This window comes from Brevundimonas balnearis (genome assembly GCF_042434805.1).
Classification (GTDB): domain Bacteria; phylum Pseudomonadota; class Alphaproteobacteria; order Caulobacterales; family Caulobacteraceae; genus Brevundimonas; species Brevundimonas balnearis.
This window is the reverse complement of the sequence record NZ_JBHLSW010000004.1, coordinates 229,443-245,736: the sequence shown is the minus strand read 5'-3', so window position 1 is coordinate 245,736 and position 16,294 is coordinate 229,443. Positions and strand designations below refer to the sequence as shown.

16 protein-coding genes are annotated in these 16,294 nt (G+C 71.1%); 12 read left to right on the top strand and 4 right to left on the bottom strand.

The window, feature by feature from the left end:
- Positions 1-193: 193 nt before the first annotated feature.
- A complete protein-coding gene (gene ppa / locus ACFFGE_RS06900) occupies positions 194-742 on the bottom strand; it encodes an inorganic diphosphatase (RefSeq protein WP_376835520.1) in 549 nt (182 codons plus the stop codon).
- Between the two features lie 95 nt (positions 743-837).
- Here ppa and ACFFGE_RS06895 point away from each other — a divergent pair, with 95 nt between their 5' ends.
- Positions 838-1,524, top strand: coding sequence for a DUF599 domain-containing protein (locus ACFFGE_RS06895; RefSeq protein ID WP_376835519.1), 687 nt, complete (start codon positions 838-840; stop codon positions 1,522-1,524).
- A gap of 135 nt (positions 1,525-1,659) precedes the next feature.
- On the opposite strand, the gene ACFFGE_RS06890 is transcribed toward ACFFGE_RS06895, so the two are convergent.
- The gene (locus ACFFGE_RS06890; RefSeq protein ID WP_376835518.1) at positions 1,660-2,562 is read right to left on the bottom strand and encodes an N-formylglutamate amidohydrolase; all 903 of its coding nucleotides are present in this window, start codon (positions 2,560-2,562) and stop codon (positions 1,660-1,662) included.
- Between the two features lie 127 nt (positions 2,563-2,689).
- On the opposite strand from ACFFGE_RS06890, the gene cpdR reads away from it, so the two are divergent.
- From cpdR to ACFFGE_RS06855, 7 genes are all read left to right on the top strand, one after another.
- Positions 2,690-3,046 carry a cell cycle two-component system response regulator CpdR gene (gene cpdR, locus ACFFGE_RS06885; protein ID WP_376835517.1) on the top strand — a complete coding sequence of 119 codons (357 nt, stop codon included), beginning with the start codon at positions 2,690-2,692 and terminating at the stop codon, positions 3,044-3,046.
- Between the two features lie 238 nt (positions 3,047-3,284).
- Positions 3,285-4,268 (top strand): TerC family protein, encoded by a 984-nt coding sequence (locus ACFFGE_RS06880; protein ID WP_376835594.1) that lies wholly within the window; start codon positions 3,285-3,287, stop codon positions 4,266-4,268.
- Positions 4,269-4,824: 556 nt separating this feature from the next.
- Positions 4,825-5,181 carry a hypothetical protein gene (locus ACFFGE_RS06875; RefSeq protein WP_376835516.1) on the top strand — a complete coding sequence of 119 codons (357 nt, stop codon included), beginning with the start codon at positions 4,825-4,827 and terminating at the stop codon, positions 5,179-5,181.
- A gap of 85 nt (positions 5,182-5,266) precedes the next feature.
- Entirely contained in the window at positions 5,267-7,972 is a 2,706-nt protein-coding gene (locus ACFFGE_RS06870; protein WP_376835514.1) for a protein kinase domain-containing protein, read from the top strand.
- Positions 7,973-8,082: 110 nt separating this feature from the next.
- The gene (locus ACFFGE_RS06865; RefSeq protein ID WP_376835513.1) at positions 8,083-8,844 is read left to right on the top strand and encodes a hypothetical protein; all 762 of its coding nucleotides are present in this window, start codon (positions 8,083-8,085) and stop codon (positions 8,842-8,844) included.
- A 37-nt stretch (positions 8,845-8,881) separates the two neighbouring features.
- A complete protein-coding gene (locus ACFFGE_RS06860; RefSeq protein ID WP_376835511.1) occupies positions 8,882-9,838 on the top strand; it encodes a hypothetical protein in 957 nt (318 codons plus the stop codon).
- A gap of 11 nt (positions 9,839-9,849) precedes the next feature.
- Positions 9,850-10,608 (top strand): hypothetical protein, encoded by a 759-nt coding sequence (locus ACFFGE_RS06855; protein WP_376835510.1) that lies wholly within the window; start codon positions 9,850-9,852, stop codon positions 10,606-10,608.
- A gap of 13 nt (positions 10,609-10,621) precedes the next feature.
- Here ACFFGE_RS06855 and ACFFGE_RS06850 read toward each other — a convergent pair whose 3' ends face one another.
- Positions 10,622-11,275, bottom strand: a complete 654-nt coding sequence (locus ACFFGE_RS06850; RefSeq protein WP_376835509.1) for a DUF2490 domain-containing protein — start codon at positions 11,273-11,275, stop codon at positions 10,622-10,624.
- Positions 11,276-11,342: 67 nt separating this feature from the next.
- Positions 11,343-11,960, bottom strand: a complete 618-nt coding sequence (locus tag ACFFGE_RS06845) for a metal-independent carbonic anhydrase family protein (protein ID WP_376835507.1) — start codon at positions 11,958-11,960, stop codon at positions 11,343-11,345.
- Positions 11,961-12,129: 169 nt separating this feature from the next.
- Between ACFFGE_RS06845 and ACFFGE_RS06840 the strand changes: the two genes are divergently transcribed.
- The 4 genes from ACFFGE_RS06840 to ACFFGE_RS06825 are packed head-to-tail and all read left to right on the top strand — an operon-like array spanning position 12,130 to position 16,250.
- On the top strand, positions 12,130-13,221 hold the full coding sequence (locus ACFFGE_RS06840; RefSeq protein WP_376835506.1) for a sensor histidine kinase: 1,092 nt from the start codon (positions 12,130-12,132) through the stop codon (positions 13,219-13,221).
- 1 nt (position 13,222) lies between these two features.
- Positions 13,223-13,843, top strand: coding sequence for a response regulator (locus tag ACFFGE_RS06835; RefSeq protein WP_376835505.1), 621 nt, complete (start codon positions 13,223-13,225; stop codon positions 13,841-13,843).
- Entirely contained in the window at positions 13,840-15,771 is a 1,932-nt protein-coding gene (locus ACFFGE_RS06830; RefSeq protein ID WP_376835503.1) for a sensor histidine kinase, read from the top strand. The genes ACFFGE_RS06835 and ACFFGE_RS06830 overlap by 4 nt, the downstream gene beginning before the upstream one ends.
- On the top strand, positions 15,768-16,250 hold the full coding sequence (locus ACFFGE_RS06825; protein ID WP_376835502.1) for a response regulator: 483 nt from the start codon (positions 15,768-15,770) through the stop codon (positions 16,248-16,250). The genes ACFFGE_RS06830 and ACFFGE_RS06825 overlap by 4 nt, the downstream gene beginning before the upstream one ends.
- Positions 16,251-16,294 lie beyond the last annotated feature (44 nt).

Here is a 16,294-nt window from a genome sequence, read left to right as displayed (position 1 = left end):
GCGGGTGCGGCGCGAGAGGGAAGGGCTCAACGGCTTCCTTCTCCCCTCGTGGGAGAAGGTGGGCGCCGGAGGCGCTCGGATGAGGGGGCTCGTTCAGCTCGCAGTCTGTTGAACGATGGGGAGCCGACACAGCCCCCTCATCCGTCATGCTCCGCATGCCACCTTCTCCCACGAGGGGAGAAGGCTGAGTTCGTCAGGCCGCGTCGGCCTTCAGCTTTTCCCGGTGGGCGCGGATGCCCGTGGCGATCAGTTCGGCGGCCTCGCCGGCGTCGGCCCAGCGGGTCACCTTGCTCATCTTGCCCTTCTCCAGGTCCTTGTAGCGGCTGAAGAAGTGCTCGATCTGCTCGATCAGGATCGGCGGCAGCTGACGGTAGCTGGCGATGTCGGAGTAGAAGGGGTTCAGCTTGTCGACCGGCACGGCGAGGATCTTCTCGTCCCGGCCCGCCTCGTCCTCCATCAGCAGGGCGCCGATCGGCCGGGCGCGAATGACGCAGCCGGGGACCACCGGCGTCGGGTTGATGACCACCACGTCGCAAGGGTCGCCGTCGTCCGCCAGGGTGTGGGGCACGAAGCCGTAGTTGCCGGGATAGTACATGGCGGTATGCAGGAAGCGGTCGACGAACAGGGCGCCGGACTCCTTGTCCATCTCGTACTTCACCGGGAGGCCGCCCTGCGGGATCTCGATGACCACGTTCAGGTCCCACGGGGGATTGGGGCCGACGGGGACGGCGTCGAGGTTCATGGCGGACCTTTTGTGCGTATGCGAAGAAGAGGGACGCGTGATAGGCCTGAGCGTGGCGCGAGGCAAGCGCGGCGCGCCCGGATCGGGAGAACGACGTGACGGCTTGGGACTGGGCGGCGCTGACGCTCTTCTTCGCCTGCTGGCTCTTCTACGAACCCCTGCTGGGGGTGCTGTCGCGCCGCAGCGGCTCGCTGAACTCCGACATGAAGGTGGTGCGCGAGGTCTGGATGCGGGCCATGACCGCGCGGGAGATCCGGCTGGTGGACAGCCAGCTGATGGGCCACACCATCAACTCCGCGTCCTTTTTCGCCTCGGCCAACCTGCTGCTGATCGCGGCGGTGGCGGGGGTGCTGTTCGGCGGCGAGACCGCGCTCAGGGGCGTGGCCGATCTGAGCGCCGAGGCGGGCACGCCGCAGATGCTGGAGGCGAAGCTGGGGCTGGTGCTGGCGGCCCTGGCGCGGGGACTGCTCGACTTCATCTGGTCGATCCGTCAGCTGAACTACACCCTGGCCCTGATCGGCGCCGCGCCGGAGGCGGTCGAGGACGGCGAGGCGGCGCGCTCGGCCTTCGCCGAGGCCGCGGCGGCGGCGCTGAACCCGGCGATGTCGGCGTTCAGCCAGGGGGTTCGGACCTACTATTTCGCCTTGGCGGCGGGGGCGTGGCTTTTCGGGCCGCTGTGGCTGGGGGGCGGCGTGCTGGCTGTGTTCACCCTGCTGATCTGGCGCCAGGCGGCGTCGCCGGCGGCCCAGGCGGTGCGGGCCGCACGCCGGCGACTCTCCTGATGATTTCGCACCTGCGAAATCGCTCTGTCCGAGAACGATCGTGAAACCGGTTTCAGGGCTTGACGCGTTGTGCGCCGCACCCTAACTTGGCTTTCGACGCTTTCGAGCGTCTTGCCCTTCCTGGGCGTTTCCTCCCTATAGACTTTCATGCCGCGCCCTCGGGCGCGGCTTTTTTTCTGTCCGGAGGCCGTCGGCGAGCGCCCGCGCCAGGTCCACGGCCACGGCCGTCGCGCGGGCGAACCCCGGGCCGGGCGAGAGGCTGACGGAGTCGAGATAGAGCTCGCGGTTGATCTCGACCTGCAGGGCGTGGAGCCCCTCGGCGGGCCGTCCCCAGCGCTCCGTCGACCAGCCGCCGGCGTAGGGGCGGTTCAGCGACACCCTGAGGCCCTTCGCTTCGAGGGCGGCGCGCGCGCGACGCACGAGCGCGGCGTCGCAGGCCGCGCCATGCCGGTCGCCCAGCACCACGTCGATCCCCCTGACGCCCGGGCGGGCGCCGGCCGCACGTCCCGGCATGGAGTGCCAGTCGATCAGCACCGCACGCCCGTGCGCGGCCCGCGTCGCCTCCATCAGGCGCGCCAGCTCCGCGTGATAGACGCCGTGGATCCGGGTCAGGCGCCGGTCGGCCTCGTGGCGGGGCAGGGGCGAGGCGCGCAGCGGCCGCCCGTCGCCGCTCAATCGAGGTATCACGCCATAGCCGGCGCGGGCGCGGGGGCTGGGCTCGACGGCGTCCGCACCGGCCACGGCGGCGGGGTCCAGATCATCCGGGGCGCGGTTCAGGTCGATGTAGGCGCGCCCGATGCACGCGGCCAGAAGCGGGGCGTCGACAGCCTCGGCGGCCGACCGCGCCAAGGTCTCCATCAGGGCGTCCTCCGCACTGCGCAGGAACGCCGGGGTGAGGTCGGGGTGCGGGTCCGGCTCCGACGGATAGACGTCGCCCGAATGGGGTGAGGCGAACACCAGGGGCGTCGCGCCCAGGTCCGGGCCGTGCCGTCGGAAGACGGGCGGGGCGATCTCGGACGGGGAGGACGGCGACGTCATCGGCTCCGCTTAACGGATTTCAGCCACGCGCACAGCGCTTTCGCCCTCGCCCGGCAGGCGATGTTCATGGGCGGTTTACGGGCGCGGGGGTAGCGTCACGGCGCAAAATCGACCTCTATGGATCCCCATGGCGCGCATTCTCCTGGCCGAAGACGACGACTCCCTGAGGGGCTTCCTGACCCGCTCGCTGGAGCGGGCCGGCCATCAGGTCGTGGATTGCGAGAACGGCGACGACGCCATCGACGCGCTGGAGCACGGTCCCTACGACCTGCTTCTGACGGACATCGTCATGCCGGGGGCGGACGGCATCGAGGTGGCGCGGATCGCCGCCCAGCGTCAGCCGGGGCTGCGCATCATGTTCATCACCGGTTTCGCCGCCGTGGCCCTGTCGGCCGCCCAGGCCGCGCCCCAGGCCAAGGTCCTGTCCAAGCCCGTGCACCTGCGCGACCTGGTCGGCGAGGTGGAGAAGATGATCGCCGCCTGACCGGATCCGGCCCTTGGAGAGGGCCGCGCCGCTCGCCGAGCGCGCCGGGGGCGCGCTTGCCGCCCGCCCCGGGTTCCGCTATGGAGCCGCCCAGCGGACCGGGCCCCTCTGGCGTCTGATGGCAGACGTGATGTCGGACCGCATCGAGCGAGCTCGGTGCGCGACGACCCTCCCCGGTCGGCCTCCCCCATGCGCCCCGCAGGTCGCTCCTTGAACAAGGGGAGTCCTGATGGACCTGATGAGTCTCTTCCTGGCCGACTGGCTGGGCAAGCCGGCCTGGATGTGGCTGGCCTTCATGGGCGTGGTCGTGGCGCTTCTGGTGCTCGATCTCGGCGTCCTCCATCGCGACCAGCACGAGATCGGCGTCCGCGAGAGCCTGCTGCTGTCCAGCATGTACATCGCCATCGCGCTCGTCTTCGGCGGCTGGGTCTGGTGGGAGCTGGGCAGCCAGTCCGGCATCGAATACCTGACCGGCTTCGCGATCGAGAAGTCGCTGGCGATGGACAACGTCTTCGTCATCGCGATGATCTTCGGCTATTTCGCCATTCCGCGCGCGCTCCAGCACCGGGTGCTTTTCTGGGGCATCCTGGGCGTGATCGTGCTGAGGGCCCTGATGATCGGGGCGGGCGCGGCCCTGGTCAGCCAGTACGGCTGGGTGCTGTACATCTTCGCCGCCTTCCTGATCTTCACCGGGATCAAGATTTTCATCGCCGGGGACGGCCACGCGGACGTGGGCGCCAATCCGCTGGTCAAGTGGATGCGCGGGCACCTGCGCATCACCGACCAGCTGCACGGCCAAAAGTTCTTCGTGCGCGAGCCCCATCCGAAGACCGGCAGGATGGTGCTGTGGGCCACGCCGATGTTCCTGGCGCTGGTGATGATCGAGATCGCGGACGTCATCTTCGCGGTGGACTCCGTGCCGGCGATCTTCGCCATCACGACGGACCCCTACATCGTCTACACCTCGAACATCTTCGCCATCCTGGGCCTGAGGGCGCTGTATTTCGCCCTGGCCGCCATCATCCATCGCTTCGCCTATCTGAAGCAGGCGCTGGCGGTGCTCTTGGTGTTCATCGGCGGCAAGATCTTCGTGGCCGACCTCCTGGGCTGGGAGAAGTTCCCCGCCGAGTGGTCGCTGGCCATCACCGCCCTGATCCTGACCGGCGGCGTGGTCTGGTCGCTGTGGAAGACCCGCGGACCGGCGGCGGAAGCCTCGTCCTGATCGTGGCCGGGCCCGCCTCTGGAGGGGCGGGCCCGCTCGCGGCGACGCTCAGGGCTCCGGATGCGCCGCGCCGAGGGCCGGCCGCGTCCTTAAACTGACCTCCGCGGTGAGACCGTCGGGCCGCCGGCGCCTCACGACCTCGCCCTTCGGCTGCGAGACGAGCAGTCGAGCTACGACACGGCCGGCACGGCGTTGGCGGGCTTGATGAACACGCTGGCGGCGCGTCATTCTTCAGATGTCCTTTAGCCGATCTTTGGGTCGGAGGGCGCGTCGTCCGCGATCCTGACGGTCTTCACGTCAGGAGGACCGACCATGCAGACATCCCGCTCCCGCCCGAAGGCCCGCCGCCCGGACATGACACGCCGCGCCGCCCTCGGCGGCGCCCTGCTGGGCGCCCTCGCCGCGCCCGGCGTGGCCAAGGCGTCGATCAGATCGCTCGATGAGGACACGGCCAAACGGATCATGGCCGTTCCCTGGGCTGTCGCGGGTCCGCGCGCGTCGCCGCCGGCGATCCACGCCCTGGGTGACGAACACCTGTCCCTACTCCCGCGCGTTCATGCGGGACGTCTATCCCGGCCTCGTCCGGTCGCGGCCGACGGGGCTGCTCCTGGCCGCCGTGGAGGGCGAGAGCACGACGGCCGTCGCGGGCGCCGCGCTGCGCCGCGACGCCTCGGTGATCGAGTCGGTCTTCGCCGGCCGGCGACCGGCGGAGCGCGATCTGTCCGACGAGGAATGGGACGCCTACGACCGCGCCGTTCAAGGGACCGTGCTGATCCGGGATGCGTCGGTCAGGGCCGGCTTCGCCGCCTTCATCCCGTCCTTCGTCTGGCCGCGGTCGGACGGCCGGTGGCGCATCTCCTCCGGCTATTCGCCCCAGGTCTGGGCCCCCATCGCGAGCGAGCTCGCCGCCTGAGCCGGCGGACTTGCCAGCACACGCGCCTTCGGCGAACGTCGGATTTCGGCGTTAGTGCGTGGGGGTGGCGTTGCAGCGTAAACCGATGAGCCTCAGTCGGCGGCGGCGGCGCTGGACGTTCGCCCAGGCGGTGTTCGACGAGGTGGCCTGGACCCTGACCGTCGACGGCCGCGCGGTGGAGCTGGAGGGCAAGCCGCTTCAGGTGCTGATGGAGCTGCTGCTCCACGCCGGAGAAACGCTCACCCGCGACGAGCTGCTCGACGCGGTCTGGCCGGACGTCAACGTGGTCGAGGCCTCGCTGACGACCGCGATCTCGAAGCTGCGACGGGCGCTGAACGACGGGGACGCCACCCTGATCGAGACGGTGCCGAAGATCGGCTACCGCCTGACGGCGCCGGTCGCGGTGGAGCACGACACGGCCCCGCCGGCCCCGAGGTTCGCCTTCCAGCCGGGCGACGCGGTTCCCGGGCGGCCGCAATGGAAGCTCGAGGCGGCGCTGGGCGACGCCGGGACGCAGGACGTCTGGCGCGCGGCGCACGAGAAGTCCGGCGAGCGCCGGATCTTCAAGTTCGCCGACAGCGCCGACCGCCTGGCGGCGCTGAGGCGGGAGGTGACGATCTTCAGGGTGCTGAAGGCGGCCGCGGGGACCGCGCACACCGGGATCGAGATCCTGGAATGGAACTTCGAGACGCGGCCCTATTGGATCGAGAGCCGCGACGCGGGCCAGGACCTGCGGCGGGCGCTGGAGACGCTGGATCCGGACGCCCAGGCTGAGGACGTACGACGCACGCTGGCGGTTCAGCTCTGCCGGGCGGTGGCGGCCGCGCACGACGCAGGCGTGCTGCACGAGGACCTCAAGCCGTCCAACATCCTCGTGGCGGTGGACCAGGAGGGGACGCCCGTCGTCAGGCTCGCGGACTTCGGCAACGGGCGACTGCTCGACGCCGCGCTTCTCGGCAGGCTGAACATCTCCGGCGACATCGATCCGGAGGCGTTGGACGGCGAGCGATCGGGCACCCGGGCCTATATGGCGCCCGAACTGTTCGCCGGTGCGCCGCCGAGCGTGCAGTCCGACATCTACGCCCTGGGTCTGATCGTGCTCCAGCTGGTCACGCGCAACTTCGATCTGACCTTCGCCCCAGGCTGGGAGGACGCCGTCGCCGACGATCTCCTGAGGGAGGACGTCAACGCCGCGAGCGCCAGCGATCCCCAGGCCCGCCTTCGCGACGCGGCGGAGCTGGCCCTCAGGCTCGAGTCCCTGGAGGAGAGGCGGGCGGCGCGCGAGGCCCGCCGAGCGGAGGCCGAGCGGCTCGCCGCGTTGGAGGCGCTGGAGGCGCGGCGCCGCGCGCGCAGGCCGGCGGTGATCGCCGCGGGGATCGCCCTGACCGTCGGCGTTCTCGGCGCCGCCGGGGGAGGCCTGGCCGCCCTGCAGCAGCGCAACGAGGCGCGTCAGGCGCTGGCGCTCAGCGAGGCCAGCTACGCCTTCTTGGCGGACGAGATACTGGCCAGCCCGGATCCCACGCAGGCGAGCCAGGCCGACGAGCCGCTCGTCACCGCCGTGCTGCGGGCCGCGAACACCATAGACGCCCGCTTCAGCGAACAGCCCCTGATCGCCGCGCGGCTCCACGCGTCCCTGGCCAAGGCGTTCGACCAGCGCTCCGACTATGCCAACGCCTTCCGCTTCTACCAGGCGGCGGATCGGCAGTTCCGCAGGGGCGGGGGCGAGGACAGCGACGGCGCCGTGATCAACCAGCTCCAGTGGGCGACCGCCGAAGCCCTGTCGACCCGCGAGGGCGGACTGGCCAGCGCCCAAGCGCGCCTCGCGGCGCTGGAGCCGCGCATCACGGCCACGGCCGCGGATGACGAGCTCAGGTTCTGGTGGGCTTCGGCCAAGGCCCACATCGCCCTCGTCCAGAGCGACGCCGAGGAGGCGCAGGCCCAGTTCGCCGCGGCCAAGGACTATGCGGAGGCCCATCCCGAGCGGTTCACCCCGGTCCAGCGGCTCAACATCGCCCAACGCCACGCCTTCATGCTTCTGCGCATGGGGGACGGGGCGGGGGCCGAACCCGTCTTCCGCACCCTGAGTACGCAGATGGCGGCCCTGCGCGGCGTCGATCATCCCGACACGCTGCTGCTTCGCCTGAACCTGGCGCAAAGTCTGATGATCCAGCACCGCCACGAGGCGGCGCTCGAGCAGATGAACGCCCTGCTGCCGGTCATGGAGCGGCGCCTGGGGCGGGACCACCGGCACACCCTGCTGCTGCTGGCCGCGCGCCAGCAGTCGCTCGGATCGCTGGGCCTGTACCGGGAGGCGGCGGCCGACGGCGACCGGGTCTGGCGCGCGGCGGAGGCCAAGGACGGCCCGGCGTCGTTCGCGGCGATCGCCGGGAGGACCGACACGGGAATCAGCGAGTGCCGGGCGGGCAACACCGACGTCGGCCTGGCGAACGTGCGTGCGGCGCATGGGACCACGACCGCGTCGGGGCTGGGAGGCCCGGCGCTGGAGCAGGCGGTGCGCGCCGCTCTGGCCGACTGTCTGGTCATGGCGGGACGGCATCGGGAGGCCGAGGCGCTGATCGCCGGCATCGAGCCGCGCCTGGTGGCCCAGCTGGTCGGCGACGCCAACTGGGACGCCACGCTCAGTCTGCTCCAGGCCGAGATCGCCTGGGCGGGCGGGCGGCTGGACGAGGCGCGGCGCCTGCTGGCGTCGTCGCGGCCGGGGCTGAGCGGCAACCGCGATCGCTTCCTCGTTCAGCGCCAGGAACGCCTGACGGCCGCGCTCAGGGGCTGATCCCGCCGTCTTTTGATTTTCTTTAGACCGTCTTGGGGATCGCCGAGGTCCCCGGCGCCACCCTGCTCGACGTCTCCGCATCGGGAGACGAACGTTTTGCGGAGGGGGCCATGCGGGGGCGGATACTGGGGATCGAGCCGGACGGGTCCGGCGTGGTGGTGTCGGACGCCGGCGCGCGTTTCAGGTTCGGAGCCGCCGACTGGCGAGGGCAGCGCCCGCCCTCCGTGGGCGCGCAGGTGGACTTCGAAGCGGCCGAAGAGGGCGCGCGCGACATCTATCCGGCGATCGGTGCGATGAGCGGCCTGACCGGCGGCATCGATCTCGACGCGCTGCGGCAGTCGGCGAGCGGCGGCAAGATGGGCGACATCCTGCGCCGGCCGACCGCGCTGCCGGCGGGGGCGGCGGTGCTGAGCCTCATCGCCTTCGTCCTGCCGGCGCTGTCCGCGCCCGAGCTGACGACGTCGCTCCTGGACATCGACCGGGTGCCGGCGCTGATGGGACCGGCGGCGGCGCTGGCCGGAGAGAGCGGCGGCCTGGGTCTGGCGGAGTCGCTGCTGATCTTCAGGTTCCTGTCGCCCCTGGCGGCGGGCGTGCTGATCTTCCTGGCGCTGACCCAGCGGCCGATGGGACCGGCGCCCCTGGTCGCGGGGGGCGCGGCCCTGTTCGCCGGCGTCCTGCCCTTCATGATCAAGGGCGCCATCATCGATCAGGTGCAGTCGTCCGCCTTCATGGGCGCGATGGTCGGGGAGTCGCTCGGGGCGCTCATCCAGGTGGGGCCGGGCGCCTGGCTCAGCCTCATCGCCGGCGCGGTGATGATCGCCTCCGGCCTGGGGGTGCTCAAGAACCCGCTCGCGGCCAAGGCCGCCGCCTGACCTTCCTTCCGACATCGCGATCTCAATGGAGTTCGACATGAACCGCCATTCCACGACGGTGCTCGCCACCGCCCTCGTTCTTTCACTCTCGGCCTGCGGCGACGGGGACGGAGGCGGCGGCCTGCTCGCCGCCGATCCCGAGCCGGGCTCCGCGGAGGCCGTGGCGGCCGAGGCGCGTGGCGAGGTCCGCTGTCCGCCGCGCATCGCCACGCCCGCGCCCGCCGCCGGCGCGCCGACCGTGGACGTCATCGGGCTGCGGCCCGGCCTGACCTATGACGAGGCGGTCAACATCGTGCTCTGCCACCATCCTCGGATGGTGGTGGAGGAGGAGCGCTATCGCGGCTTCCGCGTCGAGACCGCCGGCGGCGACTATCGCCGGGGCTTCGTGGGAACCTTCGCCCAGCCCGCCTCGACGCTGACGCCGCAGCAGATGATGCAGCAGTCCCTCGACGAGGCGGCGGCGCGCAGCGCGGGGGCCGCCCCCGACGACGACGTCCTGCCCGGCGAGTCCAAGGTCTATGTCGCCACCATGGGCGTCAGCGGCGAGGAGCGGGTCATCTCCGCCTCGCGGCGCGAGCGTTTCGCCGCCGGCGAGGCGCCGACCATCGCCAATCTGGTCGCCGCCCTGACCGAGAAGTACGGCGAGCCGACCTACACCGGAACGTGGGGCGACGGTCGTGAGCTTCGGTGGGCCTATGACCCCACGGGACGCCGGATCCTGGAGAGCTCTCCCTACTATTCGAGCTGCAGAGCGCCCGCGGATCCAGACGACGGCAGCAATCTCTCTCCGGACTGCGGCGTGGTGGTGCAGGCCCGCATCGACCCCCTGCGCGACAACCCCGAGCTGGCCGACAGCCTGGCCGTGGGCGTGATCGATCAGGCCGGCGGCTTCGCGCTCATCGAACGCACAGAACAGGCCTTCGCCGCCCAGGACCAGGCGCGCCGCGCCGCCGAGGTCGCCCGCGCCGCCCAGACCGACGCGCCGACCCTTTGAGGAGATCCGACATGACCATCGTCCGCCCCGCCGTCATCGCCGCCCTCGTCCTGACCGCGGCCGCCTGTGATCGCGCCGAGAACGAGACGGCCGTCCCGGCCGCGCCGACCGGAGAGGCCGCGTCGGCCTCGTCTTCGCCGGCCGGCTCCACCAACCCGTCGGCCCTGTCGTCCGCCACCACGCCGGACGGGGGCGCGCCCGCGTCCTTCGCCAACCGGACCGGCGAGCTGGTCAATCCGGACGATCTGGCCATGATCTTCCTCTATTACGACCTCGCCGGTCTGACGCCGCCCATCGAGCGATGGATCGAGGAGGATCGCGACGTCCGCTTCGGGGACGCGTCCGAGAAGCCCGCCCGGCGCGAGGCCCTGCGCGCCGCCTTCACCGCCGCCCAGGCCAGCGTGCGCGGCGTGGGCCGCCTGCGCCTCACGGTCCAGTCGGACCTCAGCGACTACGATCCGACCTACGGGGAGTTCACGGTCCGCGCCCTGGCCCCCAGCTCGACCTTCAGCTACGCCGCCCAGTCGCAGCGGGTCACCATCCGCCTCGCCAACGGCCAGGTGGCGCAGCGCTGGCCCGTGTCGGCCGCCCAGGCCCAGTCGATCAACGACCGGGTGTCCTATCTGCGAGGCACGCAGGTGGACGTGCTCCTGCGCATCATCGGCGTCCAGCCGGGAACGGACGGGGGCAGCCTGACGGCCGAGGTCGTCTCCTACGAGGTGCGCGATCGCGACGCCGGCGTTCTGGGACGCCTCACCGTCGCCCAGTGAGGCGGTACGGGCCTCAGAAGTTCACCGCGAGGCCGACGAAAGGCGCGTGACCCACCCGATCGTCGGCGTTCTCGCGGATGTCCTGTTGCCGCAGGTAACCGACGCTGACGTCGTACCGGCCATAGCTTCGTTCGAGGCCGATGAACGTCCGCAGGCCCGTCAGGCCGGTCTGGCCGTCGGGTTCGGTGCTGCGCAGGGTCACGAAGACCTCCGCGTCCCCCGTCAGCGCCCAGCCGTCGCCCCGGTCGGAGAGGGGGACGGTCGCGCCGATCCTCTGGCGCACCCGCACGCCCGTGCGCGGGTCGACGTCGACGAAGCGCTGCTCCAGTCGCGTCCGGAGCTCCAGCGGTCCCAGGTCGTAGCCGACCTGTTGAAGCAACCGCACCTCGCGCTCGTCCGGGCCGTCCCAGCGGTGCTCCACGCCGACGCTCCACTCCCGGCCCGCCGCATCCTCGCGGTTGAGCCACGCCCGGGCGAAATAGGTGTCGGTGCGAGGGGCGTCCCGAAGACGCTGGGCCGTCTCCAGCTCGACGGAGGTGCGCGCGTCGAGCGTCTTGACGAAGGACGGATTGAACCAGAGCTCCCCCTCCTCGTCCCCAGCGACGGCGGGAACGGCCGAGAGGGCGGCGATGACGGCGACCGACGCGCCGACGCACAGGGGATTCATGGGGTCTCCAGGAGCAAGACGCAGGGACCGGCCGCGCCAGGGGCCGCGCGGCCGGTCGGACACGCCGTCAGTTCGGCGCGTAGGGCAGCGAGGAGTGGTGCAGAACGATGCGCAGGGCGCCGTCGGAGTCGCGCACCCAGCCCCAGGTCTTGTCGACCGTGGTCACCCGACCCTCGCTGTCGGTCAGAATGACGTTCCCGGTCGAGATGGCGGTCGCGCCGTTGATGACGACGGCGGCGTTGTCGATCTCGTAGGAACGCCAGCCCTTCAGCGCGAAGCCGGTGTCCCCGGCGAAGCGGCTGTCGCCGCCGACGAAATAGGCCAGCGCGCCGTCGCGGGTCGTCCGAAAGGTCTGGTCGCCCGAGGCCAGGGTCGGCTTGAAGGCGACCGGGCCGAGGTTGTAGCCGTAGGCGGCGTCGAGCACCTGGCCCGCCAGACGGGTGGCCGCGGCCCGGCCGTTGCGCTCGTATTCGGTGGAGATGGCGACCAGGGCCTCGCCCCAGGCGCGCTGGGCCGCCTCGACCTCGGCGACGGTGATCGCGGCGGTCGCGGGGGCGGCGGGCGTCAAGTCGGCGACGGCGTAGGCGTCGCGAGAGGCGGTCGCCTCGGAGGCGACGGGCAGGGCCACGACGGGGCCGGCGGCCAGACAGGCGACCAGGGCGGTGAGGGTCAGGGTGTTTCGCATCGGTTCATCCTCGTCTCGGGGCCGCGCACGGCGGCGACGGACGAAGCTTGCCGGGGCGTCCAAGCCCGCACATCAGCCTGACGGCAGGCCGGACGACCTATGCCGTTTGGCATACGACGCGCGGGGTGTTGTCGGCTAGAACACCCGGGTGTCGCCAGAGCTCAACCCCATGCCAGACGACGTCGCCACGTCAGCCCTCGACCTGCGCTCGATCTTTCGGGACTCGGAGGCGCGCGCCGCTCGCCTGAAGCTGCTCATTGAGGTGAGCCGCGATCTGGCGGCGACCGACGGCGACCGCCTGATCGAAGCCGTCGATCGGGCCGCGCAAAGAGCGGCCCTGTTCGCCGGATACGGCGCGGGCCGCGTCGGGACGGTCGCCGAACCGGCGGCCGACGGCGCCCTGGTCATCCCGCTCTCGGCCCTGGCGGCGCGCGGTCGCGAAGGCGTCAGCCTGACCTTCTCGACCCCATTGAATCCGGCGGCGATCTCGAGCCAGGAGGACGCCGACGCCCTGCGCCTCATGGTCGAGATGATCGAGGCGCGACTGATCGTCGATCTTCAAAGGCGCAAGGAGGCCGAACTCCTCAAACGACTGGAACGTCGCGAGAAGGCGCTGGAACAGGTTCTGTCGCGCGTGGTCACCGCCCAAGAGGGAGAGCGGGCGGCGATCTCGGCGGACCTGCACGACGGCGTGGCCCAGCAGGTCGCCGCCCTTCACCGTCGTCTGGAGCTCGTTCACCTCGATCTGACGCCGCGCGACCCGCGCATGGCTCTTGAGATCGGCGCCCTCATCGAGGTGGCGCGCAAGGCGGTTTCGGACCTGAGGGGCGTGATCGCCGGCCTGAGGCCGCTGAGTCTGGACGATCTCGGCGTGGCGGCCGCGCTGCGCGAGGAGGCGCGTCGCCTGGAGGCCGCGGGCCACGTCGTCAAGATCACCGACAGGGTGGGCAGACGCCTGCCCGACTGGCTCGAGACCCTGCTCTTCCGAGTCGCCCAGGAAGCGTTCAACAACGTCGCCAAACACGCCCCCGGAGCGACGGTCAATCTGGAGTTCGACGTCGGCCGCGACGGAGAGGAGGTGGTGCTGTCGATCGAGGACGCCGGCGGCCAGGGTCCTCGAGCGACGGCGTCCGATCAGACGCCCCGGTTCGGGCTGGACATGATGCGCGAACGCCTCTCCGCCGTGGCGGGCTCGCTGGAGGCCGGGCCGACCGCGCGGGGGTATCGTATCCGGGCCGTCGCGCCGCTGACGGAGGTCTGAGGTGCGCATTCTTATCGCGGACGATCACGAGTTGACGCGCGCGGGCCTGCGCGCGCTCATCGACCGGGAGGCCGATCTGACCGTCGTGGCCGAAACCGACACGGCCGAGGCGGCCATTGAGCGGTGCGCCGAGGGCGACATCGATCTCGCCATCCTGGACATCCGGTTCGGCGCCGGCATGACCGGGCTCGAGGCGGCCCGCAGGTTGCTTGAAGCGGGCTTGACGCGGGTGCTCCTGCTGACGCTTCACGACACCGCCGAATATGTCCGCAGCGCGGTCTCGGCCGGGGTCACGGGCTATGTCCTGAAGGACGCCGGGCGCGAGGAGCTGCTGCACGCGATCCGTGCGGTCGGCGGGGGGCGCACCGCCATGCCGGGCGATCTTCTGCGCGTGGCGCTGGCCCCCGCCGCCGGGCCCAGCGACGCCGATCTGGCGCGCCTCACTCCGCGCGAAATCCAGGTGCTGACCCTGATCCGCGGCGGGCTGACCAACAAGGCCATCGCGCGAGAGCTCGGGATCGGCCCGGGCACCGTCAAGGTCCATGTCGAGAAGGTCATCGCCAAGCTGGGCGTCAGCGATCGAACCCAGGCCGCGGTCTTCGCCGCGCGAGCCCTGCCTTGATCGGGGCGCGTGTCGGCCGCGTCTGGGCGGATCTCGGCCTGGGGTCCAAGGGCCTCATCGTGGTCGCCCTCCCGCTGGCCATCCTGCTGTCCGGCATCGGCGCCCTGCATCTGTCGGGCCGAGCCGAGGCCGAGGCCGAGGCCCGCGTGCGGCTGACCTTCGCCATCCAGCGCGACATCCACGAGGTCCACGCCCTTCTGGCCGAGGCCGCCAGCGGGGTGCGCGGCTTCCGCCTGACCGGACGACGGGCCTTTCTGGAACCCTATGTGAAGGCCGAGGCCCTTCTGCCCCAGACCTTGGACAGGCTGCGCCGAACCGCTCAGGATCCCGAGATCCGCCGGAGGCTGAGGCGGGTCGACGCCCTCGTCGTTCAGAAGCGCGACGGCCTGGCCCAGCTCGCGGCGATGCCGGGCGCGGGCACGGCCGCCGGCCTCGAGGCCCCCGAGGTCGCCAACGCCCTGGTCGCCAACAAGGCGGTGCTGGACGCGCTGCGAGCCGAGATCGACGCCATGCAGAGGCGCGAGCGCGAACTGCTCGAAGAGCGCCAGGCGAGGGCCGACGGCGAGCGTCGCCGGACCTGGACGCTGACCGCCGTGATGGCGGGAATCGGCCTCATGGGAGGACTGGCGGCGGCCCAGCTCCTGTTCACCGGCATCGTGCGGCGCGTTCGCGGTCTGGAGCGCGACGCCGAGCGCCTGGAGCGCGGCGAGCCGCTGACCCTGATGGACGAGGCCGAGGACGAGATCGGGCGGCTGGCCCGCCGACTCGTCCAGGCCGGGGACCTGCTTCGCTCGCGCGAAGCCGCGCTGCGCGAGGGCGAGGAACGCTATCGCCGGGTCATCGAGGGGGTGCGCGACTACGGCATCTTCGCGCTCGATGTCGACGGCAGGGTGGTCAGCTGGAACACCGGGGCCGAGCGCATCAAGGGGTGGACGGCCGACGAGATCCTGGGCCGCCACTTCTCCACCTTCTACCCGCCGGAGACGCGCGAGGAGACGCCCGGCCGCCTGCTCGACATCGCCCGACACGAGGGCCGTGTCGAGGACGAGGGCTGGCGCGTGCGCCGCGACGGCGGACGGTTCTGGGCCAATGTCGTCATCACCGCCCTGCGTGACGACAAGGGCGTGCTGATGGGGTTCTCCAAGGTCACGCGGGACGTCACGGAACGTCGCATGGCCGAGGAGGCGCTGACCCACGCGCGCGCGGAGGCGGAACGCGCCAGCCGCGCCAAGAGCGAGTTCCTGTCGCGCATGAGCCACGAGCTTCGCACGCCGCTGACGGCCATACTGGGCTTCAACCAACTGCTCGGCATGGATCGGGCCATGCTCAGCGAGGACCAGCGTCATGCGGTCGATCAGATCGCCAAGGCCGGCGGCCACCTGCTGGCCATGATCGAGGAGGTCCTCGACATCGCCCGGATCGAGGCGGGCGGGCATGCGCTGACCCTCGACACGATCGACATCGACCCCCTGATCGAGGACGTGCGCAACCTGATCGCCCCTCAGGTGCAGGCGGCCCGGATCGAGGTGCGCCGGTCCGGCGACTCCGACGTGCGCGCCACCGCCGATCGGCGCGCGACCGTACAGATCCTCCTGAATCTGCTGTCGAACGCCGTGAAATACGGCTCCGGCGGCGGAGTGGTCACGCTCAATGTCGTCGCGCAAGCGGACGGGGTGCTGATCGAGGTGATCGACGAGGGCTCGGGCGTGCCGCCGGCGCTCGTCGATCGCCTGTTCACCCCCTTTGATCGGCTCGACGCGGAGCGGTGGAGCGGGATGGAAGGCTCCGGACTTGGCCTAGCCCTGTCGCGCGGCCTGGCTCAGGCGCAGGGCGGCGATCTGATTTATCGACCGCGTCCGGATCGTCCCGGGGCGGTTTTCGTCCTGAGCCTGGCCGCACAGCCTCGGATGCAAGGAGAGGATTCATGAAGATCGTTCCCGAGGACCCGGCGCTCAAGTCGGCGCGAATCCTGGCCGTGGATGACGAGGCCGCCAACCTGAGCCTCGTGGAGCGCGCTTTTCGACGGGAGGGCTTCAGCAGCGTGGTCGCCTTTCAGGCCCCCCGCGAAGGACTGGCGGACTTCGCCGCCAGTCCCCCTGATCTGGTCCTGCTCGACCTGATGATGCCCGGCGTCGACGGCTATGAGCTGCTGGAAAGCTTTCGCCGCCTGACGCCGGCGGCGGAATACCTGCCGATCCTGGTGCTGACGGCGGATTCGACCATGAACGCCCGGCTTCGCGCCCTCGCGCTCGGAGCGAACGACGTTCTGCTCAAGCCCTATGACGTCGGCGAGCTTCTGATGCGCAGCTGGGTGCTGCTGGACACCCGGCGGCGGTTCCTCAGCGTCAGGGGAACGGCGCCCCATCTTCCGGCCGACCAGCCGGCTCACGACAGCCTCATGGGGTGATCGGGGATCACGTCAGGCAGGCCGAGGCCTGTCGAGCACAGCTA

Bases quoted from the DNA above. Each gene is read 5' to 3' on its own strand.
- ACFFGE_RS06875 (WP_376835516.1), top strand. From the start codon at position 4,825: ATGCGGGACGTCTATCCCGGCCTCGTCCGGTCGCGGCCGACGGGGCTG.
- cpdR (WP_376835517.1), top strand. From the start codon at position 2,690: ATGGCGCGCATTCTCCTGGCCGAAGACGACGACTCCCTGAGGGGCTTC.
- ACFFGE_RS06880 (WP_376835594.1), top strand. From the start codon at position 3,285: ATGAGTCTCTTCCTGGCCGACTGGCTGGGCAAGCCGGCCTGGATGTGG.
- ACFFGE_RS06850 (WP_376835509.1), bottom strand. From the start codon at position 11,275: ATGAATCCCCTGTGCGTCGGCGCGTCGGTCGCCGTCATCGCCGCCCTC.
- ACFFGE_RS06845 (WP_376835507.1), bottom strand. From the start codon at position 11,960: ATGCGAAACACCCTGACCCTCACCGCCCTGGTCGCCTGTCTGGCCGCC.
- ACFFGE_RS06855 (WP_376835510.1), top strand. From the start codon at position 9,850: ATGACCATCGTCCGCCCCGCCGTCATCGCCGCCCTCGTCCTGACCGCG.
- ACFFGE_RS06870 (WP_376835514.1), top strand. From the start codon at position 5,267: ATGAGCCTCAGTCGGCGGCGGCGGCGCTGGACGTTCGCCCAGGCGGTG.
- ACFFGE_RS06825 (WP_376835502.1), top strand. From the start codon at position 15,768: ATGAAGATCGTTCCCGAGGACCCGGCGCTCAAGTCGGCGCGAATCCTG.
- ppa (WP_376835520.1), bottom strand. From the start codon at position 742: ATGAACCTCGACGCCGTCCCCGTCGGCCCCAATCCCCCGTGGGACCTG.
- ACFFGE_RS06860 (WP_376835511.1), top strand. From the start codon at position 8,882: ATGAACCGCCATTCCACGACGGTGCTCGCCACCGCCCTCGTTCTTTCA.
- ACFFGE_RS06890 (WP_376835518.1), bottom strand. From the start codon at position 2,562: ATGACGTCGCCGTCCTCCCCGTCCGAGATCGCCCCGCCCGTCTTCCGA.
- ACFFGE_RS06865 (WP_376835513.1), top strand. From the start codon at position 8,083: ATGCGGGGGCGGATACTGGGGATCGAGCCGGACGGGTCCGGCGTGGTG.
- ACFFGE_RS06840 (WP_376835506.1), top strand. From the start codon at position 12,130: ATGCCAGACGACGTCGCCACGTCAGCCCTCGACCTGCGCTCGATCTTT.